Source organism: Campylobacter sp. DY7 (assembly GCF_057802535.1).
Map to the genome: position 1 here is coordinate 1 of NZ_JBYJAU010000024.1, position 11,923 is coordinate 11,923.

General features: G+C 30.8%; 15 protein-coding genes and 1 tRNA gene. 8 read left to right on the plus strand and 8 right to left on the minus strand.

Translation table 11 applies throughout. The features are described 5' to 3' along the window. The 3 genes from AC1B00_RS09320 to AC1B00_RS09330 all read left to right on the plus strand — a co-directional run. A partial coding sequence (locus tag AC1B00_RS09320) for a flagellin (protein WP_488849449.1) occupies nucleotides 1-1,685 on the plus strand: 1,685 nt, incomplete at its 5' end. A gap of 207 nt (nucleotides 1,686-1,892) precedes the next feature. Then, nucleotides 1,893-2,171 carry a BrnT family toxin gene (locus AC1B00_RS09325; protein WP_488849450.1) on the plus strand — a complete coding sequence of 93 codons (279 nt, stop codon included), beginning with the start codon at nucleotides 1,893-1,895 and terminating at the stop codon, nucleotides 2,169-2,171. Beyond that, nucleotides 2,168-2,371 (plus strand): antitoxin, encoded by a 204-nt coding sequence (locus AC1B00_RS09330; RefSeq protein ID WP_488849451.1) that lies wholly within the window; start codon nucleotides 2,168-2,170, stop codon nucleotides 2,369-2,371. Before AC1B00_RS09325 ends, AC1B00_RS09330 begins: the two co-directional genes overlap by 4 nt. Before the next feature lie 373 nt (nucleotides 2,372-2,744). Here AC1B00_RS09330 and AC1B00_RS09335 read toward each other — a convergent pair whose 3' ends face one another. The 5 genes from AC1B00_RS09335 to AC1B00_RS09355 are packed head-to-tail and all read right to left on the minus strand — an operon-like array spanning nucleotide 2,745 to nucleotide 6,357. Continuing rightward, the gene (locus tag AC1B00_RS09335) at nucleotides 2,745-4,820 is read right to left on the minus strand and encodes a heavy metal translocating P-type ATPase (RefSeq protein ID WP_488849453.1); all 2,076 of its coding nucleotides are present in this window, start codon (nucleotides 4,818-4,820) and stop codon (nucleotides 2,745-2,747) included. After that, nucleotides 4,795-5,382: a hypothetical protein gene (locus AC1B00_RS09340; RefSeq protein WP_488849455.1), complete on the minus strand. Its 588-nt coding sequence runs from the start codon at nucleotides 5,380-5,382 to the stop codon at nucleotides 4,795-4,797. Before AC1B00_RS09340 ends, AC1B00_RS09335 begins: the two co-directional genes overlap by 26 nt. Further along, nucleotides 5,382-5,609 (minus strand): hypothetical protein, encoded by a 228-nt coding sequence (locus AC1B00_RS09345; RefSeq protein ID WP_239817558.1) that lies wholly within the window; start codon nucleotides 5,607-5,609, stop codon nucleotides 5,382-5,384. Before AC1B00_RS09345 ends, AC1B00_RS09340 begins: the two co-directional genes overlap by 1 nt. Before the next feature lie 12 nt (nucleotides 5,610-5,621). Beyond that, nucleotides 5,622-6,062 carry a hypothetical protein gene (locus AC1B00_RS09350; protein WP_239817557.1) on the minus strand — a complete coding sequence of 147 codons (441 nt, stop codon included), beginning with the start codon at nucleotides 6,060-6,062 and terminating at the stop codon, nucleotides 5,622-5,624. Continuing rightward, nucleotides 6,055-6,357 (minus strand): HMA2 domain-containing protein, encoded by a 303-nt coding sequence (locus AC1B00_RS09355; protein WP_239817556.1) that lies wholly within the window; start codon nucleotides 6,355-6,357, stop codon nucleotides 6,055-6,057. Before AC1B00_RS09355 ends, AC1B00_RS09350 begins: the two co-directional genes overlap by 8 nt. Nucleotides 6,358-6,508: 151 nt before the next feature. Here AC1B00_RS09355 and pgp3 point away from each other — a divergent pair, with 151 nt between their 5' ends. From pgp3 to AC1B00_RS09370, 3 genes are read left to right on the plus strand one after another with little or no spacing between them, the layout of a single operon-like run. After that, on the plus strand, nucleotides 6,509-7,294 hold the full coding sequence (gene pgp3 / locus AC1B00_RS09360) for a peptidoglycan metallopeptidase Pgp3 (protein ID WP_488849457.1): 786 nt from the start codon (nucleotides 6,509-6,511) through the stop codon (nucleotides 7,292-7,294). Beyond that, entirely contained in the window at nucleotides 7,291-8,202 is a 912-nt protein-coding gene (locus AC1B00_RS09365; RefSeq protein ID WP_488849458.1) for an SAM-dependent methyltransferase, read from the plus strand. The genes pgp3 and AC1B00_RS09365 overlap by 4 nt, the downstream gene beginning before the upstream one ends. Nucleotides 8,203-8,213: 11 nt before the next feature. Then, a complete protein-coding gene (locus tag AC1B00_RS09370; protein WP_488849460.1) occupies nucleotides 8,214-8,507 on the plus strand; it encodes a hypothetical protein in 294 nt (97 codons plus the stop codon). Between the two features lie 40 nt (nucleotides 8,508-8,547). Here AC1B00_RS09370 and AC1B00_RS09375 read toward each other — a convergent pair whose 3' ends face one another. After that, the gene (locus AC1B00_RS09375; protein ID WP_488849461.1) at nucleotides 8,548-9,750 is read right to left on the minus strand and encodes a uracil-xanthine permease family protein; all 1,203 of its coding nucleotides are present in this window, start codon (nucleotides 9,748-9,750) and stop codon (nucleotides 8,548-8,550) included. 91 nt (nucleotides 9,751-9,841) lie between these two features. Then, nucleotides 9,842-9,916 (minus strand) — tRNA-Glu (locus AC1B00_RS09380). Nucleotides 9,917-10,110: 194 nt separating this feature from the next. On the opposite strand from AC1B00_RS09380, the gene AC1B00_RS09385 reads away from it, so the two are divergent. After that, on the plus strand, nucleotides 10,111-10,515 hold the full coding sequence (locus AC1B00_RS09385; RefSeq protein ID WP_239817551.1) for an acyl-CoA thioesterase: 405 nt from the start codon (nucleotides 10,111-10,113) through the stop codon (nucleotides 10,513-10,515). Here AC1B00_RS09385 and AC1B00_RS09390 read toward each other — a convergent pair whose 3' ends face one another. Next, nucleotides 10,516-10,986: a hypothetical protein gene (locus tag AC1B00_RS09390; RefSeq protein ID WP_488849462.1), complete on the minus strand. Its 471-nt coding sequence runs from the start codon at nucleotides 10,984-10,986 to the stop codon at nucleotides 10,516-10,518. It lies immediately after the preceding gene. Between the two features lie 48 nt (nucleotides 10,987-11,034). Between AC1B00_RS09390 and AC1B00_RS09395 the strand changes: the two genes are divergently transcribed. Further along, nucleotides 11,035-11,805 carry an exonuclease domain-containing protein gene (locus AC1B00_RS09395; protein WP_488849463.1) on the plus strand — a complete coding sequence of 257 codons (771 nt, stop codon included), beginning with the start codon at nucleotides 11,035-11,037 and terminating at the stop codon, nucleotides 11,803-11,805. The last annotated feature ends 118 nt before the right edge of the window (nucleotides 11,806-11,923 follow it).

Below are 11,923 nucleotides of genomic sequence, written 5' to 3' on the forward strand. Positions count from 1 at the left end.
CTAGTATTGGGGCGACTACAAGTGATAAGATTGGTTTGACTAGGTTTGAGACTGGGCATAATGTTAGGGCGAGTGATATAGCAGGTATTGCAGCAAATGACGGTAAAGTTTCTTTAACATTTAAAAACGTAGATGGTATCAATGATGTAACTTTAGAACCGGTGCAAATAGCTGCGAATGTTAACACTGATGCAAATGGAAAAACTTCTTTTGATATTAAAGCAGGTATGGGTTTAGGAGCGCTTGCTGAAGCTGTAAATAAGGTTACAGATAAAACAGGAATTAAGGCTAGTGTTACTGCTCAAAGTGTGTTCGCGCAACCTATTAAAGAAGGTGCTACAACAGCTGATTTTACAATCAATGGTGTAAAAATTGGTAAGATTGAAGTTAAAGAAAAAGATGGTAACGGCGCTTTAAGAGCTGCTATTAACTCAGTTAAAGATCAAACAGGGGTTGAAGCTTCGGTTGATAGTAATGGTAGATTAGTATTAGCTAATAGAGATGGTAGGGGTATTAAGGTAGAAGATGGTCCGGCTACTTATACAACAGATGCAGCAAAAACTATGAATCCAGGTTCAAAAAAAGATGGTGCAGTTAATATAGGCGGAGATACTTTAACATTTGCAAATGGTACTACTGCCGACACTTTAACCGACTCAATTACCGCAGCAGCTACTGGAAGCCCAAATAAAAATACAGGTACGGGTTTATTAAAAGAGCTAAATCAAAATGGTGTGATGGATGCTATTAAAGAAAATGCTGCTAAATCGTTTCTTGATGCTATAACTGGTTTGGATGCAAATACAGGTGTAATAGCTGGTGGTGTTACGGTAGCTGCAGCTGCTGGTGTAACAGGCGGTAATACCGGAGCGTTCACTTCAACAAAAACATCTATTGATGAAATTATAATTGACTTAAAGAAAGAGTTAGCGGCTAAACAAGAAACTCATAAGACTGATCTAGCGGCAGATGCTCCTGTAGGTGGAGGTGATGGTACTGATAAATTACCAGACGGCTCTGCAAAAGCTAAAGCCGTACTAGATAGTGCTGAAGAAGTAGCTAAATTAGAAGGTTATTTAAAAGCAGCAACTGATTTAAGAAACTCATTTGGTATGAAACATACTGTAAAGCTTGATGATGAGAACTCAGTAAACTTCGGAAGATTAAGCCTAAGCTCTACAAGTGGTAAAGACATTCAAGTAGTAGCTCATGCAGGTGCTGCTGATGTTACAAATGCTATCGGCTTTGATAAAAATGTTAGTGAAGCAACAGTTTCACTAAGAGAGACAAACTCGACTATCACAAGAGAGCAAGCAGATGCTATGGGCTTTAATACTGAAGAATGGCAAGCAACTGATGCAGGAGATAATAAAAATGGTTATCCAGCAGGTGTTATGACACTAAAAGGTGCTCAAGCTATGATGAATATTGCAGAAAACGCTCAAAGAGCTCTTGAAGCAATCAGAAGTGACCTTGGTTCTGTTCAAAACCAACTTGTTTCAACTGTAAATAATATTAGTGTTACTCAAGTAAACGTTAAAGCTGCTGAAAGTAATATTAGAGATGTTGACTTTGCAGAAGAAAGTGCTACATTTAGTAAGCACCAAATACTAGCTCAATCAGGTGTTTATGCAATGAGCCAAGCTAACGCTGTTCAACAAAACGTAATGAGATTATTACAGTAGTAATAATAGAAGTTTTTAAGGTGCTTGTCACCTTAAAAACGACTAAAGTTATTACAATAGTAATAACATTTAAAGGTGCTATTCTTAGCACCTTTTTTACTTTTTAAAACACAAAATTTTTAAAACCTAATTACATAAACAAATCAATTTATATTTTTTATAACAATTAATAATAATTATTTTATAATTATAAAAAAAGGTATAAAAATGTTTTATGAATGGGATGAAGTAAAAGAGAGATTAAATATAGCAAAACATCAAGTAGATTTTACAGAAGCTAGTTCAGTTTTTGCAGATGAATTCGGTTTAGTAAGTTTTGATGAGGAGCATTCAGATGACGAAGAAAGGTTTCACCTTTTAGGTATAAGTCAAAAAGAAAGAATTCTGCTTGTAGTTCATTGCTATAAACAAAACGACACAATACGCATAATATCAGCAAGAAAAGCGACAACAAGAGAAAGCAAAAAATATAAGGAGCAAATATGAAAGAATTTAATTTTGATAACGCTATAAGAAATCCATATGTAGATAAAAACCTAAAAAAACAAATTACTATTAATTTAAACGGAAAAGTTATTGATTATTTTAAACAAATGAGCGAAAAAAAGGGTGTTCCTTATCAAACGCTAATTAATATATTTTTAAATGATTGTGTGGAGAAAAAACTAGATATTGTTATTAAATAGTTTTAAAGGTGCTAAAAATAACGCCTTTATGGTTTTTTCTTGCAAACAATTTTGGATTATTATAAATTAAAATTCCTATTTCAAATTCTTGAAAATTTCTTGGAATTTGAAATAGGCATTTAGCTTGCTTGTATTATTTATTTAAGAACTCTTAAGATTATTCTTTTAATTAAATTAAAGTTTAGTTAAAAAAAGAGTAATAAGAGTTAAATTGTAGTTTATAAGCTATTTTTTGAATTATTTATAGAAATAAAATATATAAAATTAATTACTTAAAAGCCCAAATTTTTTAATCTCGTTTTTTAGCTTAAAATCCTAATTCAAATTCTTTAAAAAACTCTTGGAATTTGAAATAGGAATTTTAATACAAAAATTAAAATAATTTTTTGTGTTTTATAGCATTTGCTAGAAGTGCTATTGTCGTTCCGTTGTGTGCAAAGGCTGTTGCAGCAGGGCTTAAAAAGCCTAAAGTAGCAGCACCTAATATAAACGAATTCACCCAAACGGTTGTGCTAAAGTTTTTATCAATTTTTTTCATAGTTTCATTTGCTATCATTTTAGCTTCTAAAATACAAGCAAAATCATCTCTTAGTAATCCTATATCAGCACTTGCTTTTGCCAAATCAGCACCTTTTTGCATAGAAATACCAACATCAGCCTTTACAAGTGATGGAGCGTCGTTTATGCCATCTCCTATGAAAGCAACTTTTTTACCTTCAGCCTTTAATTGCTCTAAAATACTTGCTTTATCTTGTGGTAAAAGCTCTGAATAAACTCTATCAATTCCAAGCTCCTTTGCAACTTCTTCGGCTCTACTTTTAATATCGCCTGTTAGCATTATTAGCTCTTTTACGCCGTTTTGTTTAAGCTTTGCAAGGACTTCTTTTGCGTTATGTCTTATTTCATCTTTCATAGCGATTACGCCTAAAAGTTCTTTTGCTTTTGCAACATATAAAAGAGTTAAACCCTTATCTAAAAGCTCTTTAATCTCGCCATTTGCGATAGAAAAATCAACGCCTTCATCATCTTCTAAAAAGTGTCTTGAGCCTATGATTACTTCTTCGTTATCAATGCTTGTTTTTACCCCATGTGCAACGATAAATTCTACTTCTCCGTGATTTATATGAGAAAATCCACGCTCTTTAGCAGCCCTTACAATGGCTTCTGCAACAGGGTGAAAATAATGCTCTTCAGCACTTGCGCTAAGGTTTAGCAAGGTTTTTTCATCGTATTTTGGACTAAATACATGAACGCTTTCAACCTTTAAATCCCCGTGAGTTAAAGTGCCTGTTTTATCAAATACAAAGGTATCAACCGAGCTTAAATTCTCTAATGCAGTGCTACCTTTAAGTAATATTTGTCTTTTTCCTGCATAAGAAATAGCACTCTTAAACGCTACTGGAGTTGCTAGTTTTAAAGCACACGAATAATCAGCTTGAAGAACGCTAGCCATCGCTGCACTTCCTTTGTATAAATATGCAAGTCCTGCAAGTCCTAGTGTAACAGGAACTAGGCTATCAGCTAGTTTATAGGCTTTTTGACCTATTTTTGATTTTTCTTCTAAGCAGTCTTTCATATAATGCAAGATTTTTGCAGTTGATGTGTTTTCTCCAACGCTTTCAGCCCATATTTTAATACGCCCATCAACTACCACGGTTCCACTTAAAACCCTATCTCCACGGCTTTTACTAACTGCTTCAGCTTCTCCTGTCATAGAAACTTGATTAATACTTGCATCGCCATCAACAATATAGCCATCAACTGCAATGCTATCTCCTTGACCAACAACAACGATATCGCCTATTTTTAAATCTTTTGTGCTAATTTTTTTAAGTTCGCCATTAGATTCTACCCAAGCATGAGTTGTTTGTGGTTTTGCTAGTTCTTTTATCAAATCATCACTTTTTGCCACAACACTTTCTTCTATATATTCACCTATGCTTAGCATTAGATTTGTGCTGTTTGCAGCTTTATAATCTTGTCTAATTAGACTTACTCCAACCGCTGCAGCTTCAAGCACTTTAGAAGTTAAACCTTCATTTACTAGCTCTAAAGCACCTTCTTTAAGTAATGGAATAGCACTTAATTTTGAAAAAGCAGCATCAAAAACAGGATTTGTTTTATAGCTATTTGCTAATGCTAAGGCTGAAGTATAAATCATAGCTTTGCTAGGAGTTTCTTTTGCTTTTGCAAGTTGCTTTACATTATAAGTGCTAAAAAAGCTTAATATTTTTTCGGCTAATTCTTTTGTAATTTCTTTTGAGCTTGTAAATACTATACTTTTTGCAGCATTATTAACACTTACGAAAATACCTGAAAAGCTAAGGTTAAACTCGCTTACTAATAAATGATTATCGCTTAGATTATTTAGAGCATTTAGCCTAATTCTAAGACGATTTTTAGAATGATGAATAATTTTATAATTATTCTTGCATTGAAGCTTTTGCATCTTCTACTTGCTCTTTAAACTCTTCAATAGCTGCACTAGCAAAATTTTGTAATTTCGCAACGCCTTTTGCTAAAGTATCTTTTGCATCTTTATTGCTTAGTAAATAAGTAACCGCAGCACCTATTAAAATCCCTTTAACTAAAGGAGAGCCAAAAAGACCATTTCCTTGCTGTGTAAGTGAGCTAAATAGTCCTTGATTGTTTGCTTGATTAAAATTTTGATTATTGTAATTTTGGTTATTTAAATATGGATTGTAAGGACAATTTGGATTGTTCCAGTTATTATTCCAATTATTATTCCATTGATTGTTTGAATTATTGTTTAAATATGGATTATTATTTGCCATTTGTTTTTCTCCTAAAAATTGATTTATTAAAATTCCGCTAACGCCTGAAATCAAAGCGTTTTTATAATCTTTTTTAGCAATTTCATTACTAGTTTTAATAGCAAAATATGAAATCGCACCTGCCTTTAAACTTGTTTTAAAATCTTGCGTTGTAAAAAAATGATTTAGTCCCGAACTTAATAAATGGTCGTTCGGAACTCTACTTGAAGTTAGCATTATTTTTCTGCTTTTTTATTGCTTTTTTTAGCTGCTTCTTTTTCACATTTACAGCAAGGTTTTAGATTTGAAATCTTTAAAATTGCGTTTTCTGTCATTTTTCCTGCATTTTTCGCAAAATCTTCTGAATTAAATTCACTTATGCATTTTTTAATACTATCTTTTTTATTATAAATTGTTACAGCAGCAACGCCTAAAGCTGCACCTAATATGAATGGAATTGGCATGGTAATCTCCTTTTATTTTAAAATATCTTTTAAAAAATTATTAACTAACGAATCCATATTAATTTCATTAGTTACTAGGCTTTTTCTTAAAGCCACCTGATACTCATTAACAGAGCTTGCCCATAACCTAAAAATAAGGTCTTTTAGCGTTTCGTTTTTGCAAACTGTTGCAGCTATTTTATAAGCTTGAACGATTTCAAACTCTTTTGCTAAAAGTATCACAAAAGCATCATTTAAAGGACATTCAATAAGCAAGGTTTCGCTAGAACTTTGCATAATTTGACTAAGTTGTAATTTAGCATTTAAAATATCTCTTAAAACACCATTATTAAAGCAATTTGCAAAATATTCATAATGCTTTATGCTAGCTAAATCAAGCTCAAATGCTCTTGTAATTTCACTATTTTTTAAGTCTTGTAAAAAGTCTTGATTTTCAATTTTTAGCTCAAGCAATGTTAAGCTCCTTTAAGGCTTCATTAATTTCATCAATATTTTTCGCATTAATTAAATTATCAAGACTTGCTTTGCTAATAAGGTTAAAATCATATAAAATAGTAACCTTGCCTAAAATTTTATTAACTTTTACTTCGTTAATTCCTTTTAGTGTAAAAACTTCGTCAAGATTGTAATTTTCTAAATCTTTTAATTCTTTAATTTTGCTAGAAATATCAAGTCTTAATCTCCCATTTGTATGATGGGTAATCGTGATGTATTTTAAAACTTTTTCTAAAATTTCTGCCTTATTCATCAAAAATCCTTTCGTTTTACGCTAGAAATTGTAGTCCTTAAAACTTAAAATAAAATAAAATATATAAGATAATGATAATCAAAAAGTGATAAAACCTAGCATTTAAGCTATTTTGATAATCTTTCCATTATTAAATTTTTAAGGAAATTTTATGAAAAAATTATTTTTTATTACGATTTTAAGCACGATTTTATTATCAAATGACCTTATTAATGGTAAAGTTGATATTAGCATTCAAAATCCAACGATTAGTAAAAGCGAAATCACTTATTCAAAATACCCTATAAATGGCAAAACTTTATTAATCTTAGCTCCTAATTATCGCTCAGCTAATAAGACTTTAAGCATTGTTTTAGACGATAAAGAATATAGCTTTTTGGTTAAAGAAGGCGAGTATAAAAAAGAGCAAATCAAACTAGCAAAACCATCAATCATAAAGCCAAATAAAAAACTTCAAGAAAGAATTAGTAAAGAATATAATGAAGCAGTTAAAATCTATGCAAAAAGCACACCAAAAAGCTATATAAAAAAGCCTTTTATTTTGCCATTAAATAGCGTTATTACAAGCCCATTTGGAAGTGCAAGAGTATTTGAAAATACTCTTAAAAGTTATCATTCAGGAACTGATTTTAGAGCGGCAATTGGCGTTAGTGTTCCGGCTAGTAATGATGGCGTTGTAGTAATCGCACAGGATAGATATTATTCAGGCGGAAGTGTTGTGATTGATCATGGATTTGGAGTGTATTCTCAGTATTATCACTTAAGTAAAATAAATGTAAAAGTTGGAGATTTTGTTAAGCAATCAGATATCGTTGGGCTTAGCGGAGATACAGGAAGGGTAAGTGGGCCGCATCTTCATTTTGGTATCGCTATAAAAGGAGTTAGCGTTGATCCGATTGATTTTATAGAGAAATTTAACGCAAAGGCTTTTAATTGATATTTTCTAAATATTTTGATGCTTGGAGCAAAGAGTATTATAAACAAGGCGTAAATGTCGGTAAAAGCGGAGATTTTTATACAGCTGTTAGTGTTGGGGAACTTTTTGGCTTTTTGTGTGCTAAAAGATTTATTTCTTTGGTTGATGAAAAGATTTTGAGCTTGCCTATTGATGTGGTTGAAATCGGTGCTAATGAAGGGTATTTATTAGGAGATTTTTTAAGGTATTTAGAAGACAAACGCCCTGATATTTATAAGCAAATTAGTATAAATATAATTGAACCGCACGATAATTTAAGAGCTTTACAAAAAAGGAATTTGAAACAGGATTTTAAACATTTTTATTTAGACGAATTTGTAAGTGATAATGCCTTTTTCTTAGCGAATGAACTTTTTGATGCCTTTGCTTGTGAGCTTTATAAAAATAAGCAATTTGCATATATGGAAAATGATGAAATCGTATTTAAAAATCACAATGAAAAATATGAATATTTAGATGAATTTGGTTTTAGTAATTGTGAGTTTTCACCTAGTATTTATGAGTTTTTAAAAACTATTAATAAAAATTGCAAAAGTTTTTATTTTCTTACATTTGATTATTTTAATACTTATGTTAAAGATGATTTTAGCATTAGGGTTTTTAAAAATCATGAGCTAATTGACCCATTTAACGCTAATTTAAAAGAATTATTTGGAAAATGCGATATAACTTGGAATGTAAATTATCACGAATTTGAGTATTATCTTAAAAAACTTAATTTAAAGCATAGTTTTAAAAAGCAATCAAGAGCTTTAATGGAGTTTGGAGTAGATGAGTTTAGCGATATAAAATACGCTAATGCTATAAAGTATTTGTTCTTTGGATTTAGTGATAATTTTCATTGTTTAGAATTTAGTAAAATAAATTAAAAGGAGGCAAAATGAAAGAAGAAAACAAAAAAGAATTAATCAAGGTTGATGCAAACACCATAAGCGAACTTGAAAACGAATTAAAATCATTGCTTAAAACTCGCAATGTAGAGCTTAAAGAGCAAATAAAAAATATTCAAGAAGAGCAAAATAGATTTGAATATCAATTAAATGATAAATTAAATAAAATTGAAAAAGCAAAAAAAGAGCTAAAACCTAAAAATAATAATACTTTAAATATTTTAGTATCAATTTTAATTATTTTAGTTTTAATTGATGTTGGATTTAGAATATTTGCAAATTAAGTTTGGGAATTTGAAATTCCTATTTCAAATTCCTTAATTTTTAATCTTGTTTATTAGGCAAGATTAGATTTAAAACAATAGCCAGTAAAGCACTAAGCCCAACTCCAGAAAACGAAATGCTTCCAAAATTCGCACTTAATCCGCCAATGCCTACTATCAAAGTAGAGCTTATGATTACTAAGTTTTTATTATTAGTTAAATCTATTTTAGCATCAACTAAGGTTTTTACACCAAGGCTTGCGATTGTTCCAAATAAAAGTATCATAACGCCACCCATTACAGGTAATGGAATAGAACTTAAAATCGCATTAAATTTACCTACAAACGCAAGGCAAATCGCAAATATTGCAGCCCAAGTCATAATCTTTACTTGTGCGTTTTTTGTAATCATAATTGCACCAGTTACTTCTGAATATGTTGTAACAGGAGGACCACCAATTAAACCTGCAACACAAACTCCAACGCCATCACCACTTAAGGTTCTATGTAAGCCTGGGTCTTTTGTGTAGTCTTTTTTTGTTACTGCACCAATTGCCATAACCGCTCCAATATGCTCGATTACAGGAGCAATTGCAACAGGTATCATAAAAATTGCTGCACTAAAATTAATGCTAGGTGTCTCAAAGTGTGGCACAGCAAACCAAGGAGCTGCTTTAATCGCCGTTGTATCTACATAGCCTAAAACAAAAGCTAACAAATATCCACAAATAGCACCTATTAAAATAGGAACTAATTTAAACATTTTTGAGCCAAAAATAGCAATAACAATAGTAACTAAGAATGAGAAAGTAGAAAGCATTAAAGCTATATCTTTATCAATCACTTGAGTTGAGCCACTCATACCCATAGCCATTCCTGCTGCACTTACTGCAACGCTAAGACCTATTACTATAATTACAGGGCCAATTACAACTGCTGGAAAAAGCTTTTCAATAAACTTTTCGCCTTTTGTTTTAATAATTGCAGCGAAGATAAAATATACAAATCCCGTGCAAAATAAAGCAAACATAGTTGAATTAATTCCCCATTCTTTCATAGAATAAATTATAGGGGTTATGAATGCAAACGATGAGCCAAGAAAAATAGGAACTTTAAATTTCGTAATAATTTGAAAGATAATTGTCCCACACCCAGCACCTAAAAGAGCCATTGCAGGGTTAAGTCCTGTAAGCAAAGGAACCAAAACCATTGCACCAAAAGCTACAAATAAAATCTGAAGTCCAGATACTGCATCTTTAAACATAAAAAAATCCTTTTTTATTTTGAGTTATTATCTCACAGGGGTAAGGTAAAAAAGGATTTTTTCATTAAATTAAATAAACATAAAGGAGGATTGGTGACCCATACGAGACTCGAACTCGTGTTACCGCCGTGAAAGGGCGATGTCCTAACCGCTAGACGAATGGGCCTTTTAAAAGTTTTTCTTGTGTTGTAAAAGCCGTTATTATATGTGAAAATTCTTAAAGTTTTCTTAAATTATAAAAAATTTTTTAATTTTTTTAAAATTTTTCTAAAAACCTAGTTTTTAATGCCAAAAAATACCACTAAAACGACTATTTTAATCTTTTATATTTAAAATACGGCTTTTTTATAAGGAGAATATATGAAAGAATTAAAAGAAGCTACATTAAGATTAGTAGCAATGCCACAAGATACAAATCCCGCAGGAAATATTTTCGGTGGTTGGATAATGAGCCAAATAGACTTAGCAGGTGCAGTAGCTGCTAAAGAATTAGCAAATGGTAGAGTTGTAACTATTGCAGTAGAGCAAATGACTTTTAAAAAGCCTGTATTTGTAGGAGATATAGTAAGTTTTCACGCAAAAGTAATAAAAGTAGGAAATACATCTATTCAAGTGCAAGTTGAAGTTATTGCTGAGCGTTGCTCTCCTAAATTATATGGAGTTTGTGTGCCTGTTACAAGCGCTGTTTTAACTTATGTAAATGTAGATGAAAACGGAGAAAAGATAAAAATAGATGAAAATCTAAAACGCTATAAGGGATTTTAATTATTCTAAAATCCCTAATTTTATTTCACTTGCATTAAGTTGCAAAATCACTTCATCATTTTCGCTTAAACTTAAAGCTTTTATTTCTTCTTCGCTTAATAAAATACTAAAAATATGATTATAAGCATTTATTTTTATATATCTTAATTTGCTTTCATTTTCGCTAGGGCTAAATTCTTTGCTACAAGAATATATTTTCTCATTATTAAGTTTGCTAATTACCTTGCCAAATAGCTCGTTTTCAACGCCAAGTCTTAAGGCACATTCGTTCTTAGCTAGCATAATTTTTGTAGGAAAAATTATTTTTATATTTGAGTTAATTCCTAATTCAAATTCTTTAAAAATATCGCTTAAAAGCTCTAATTTTATTAGCTTTTCTGTGTTTTCAAGCTTTGCTTTTATAAAGGTTTTAAAACCAAAATCAGTATAAGTGATTATTTTTGCATTAAAAATATTTGGCGAACTAATCATTATTATCCTTAATTGTTAAAATAGTTTTAAATATTATAAAGGATAAAAATGAAATATATTTTGTTTGACACTGAAACTACTGGAAATGGCGAGCTTGATAGGATAATTCAAGTTGGAGCTATGGTGCTAGATAGTGAAAAATACGAAACAAAAGACATTGAATATGCCGAAAATCTTTTTGATAGTATCAAAGAAAGAGATGTTTTAATTTATGATGAGTTATGTAGCTGCGATCAAGAAATCGCTTATGAAGCTATGGAAGTGCATAACATAACTCCTGAAATGCTTGTAAATAAGCCGAAATTTCACGAAACAAAATTCGCAAAAATGCTAAATGAATATAATTCAAACGAAAATTATTTGATAGCACATAATATTAAATTTGATTTAGGAATGCTAGAAAAAGAAGGTTTTAAAAACAATTATAAATTAATTGATACTTATAAATGCGTTAAGGCGATTTTCCCTGATTTTAATCATCACAGATTGCAGTATTTAAGATATTTTTTAGGGCTTTATAAAATTGAGCAAGCCGAAGCAAAAAGACTAGGAATAATTATAAAAGCTCATGATGCAATAGGTGATGTTTTGGTTATGAAATTATTATTAGATGAATTATTAAAGTACAAAAGCTATGAAGAACTGCACGAAATCACAAAACTTCCTATTATTAGCACAAAATTTGGCTTTGGCAAATACAAAGGTAAAAGCTTTGATGAGGTTAGGGCTATTGATAATGGCTATTTATTATGGGCTATGAATAATTTAGATGATGAAGATTTAAAATACTCAATTAAGAAATTTTTAGGCTTATTATAGAATTTGAAATTCCTATTTCAAATTCTTTTCAAACTCCCCTGCATTAAGCGCTCACGCTAATGCTTCTATGAACAATAGAGCTATTGATAGCTCACTTTCAAAGCTAAACTCAGGTTTT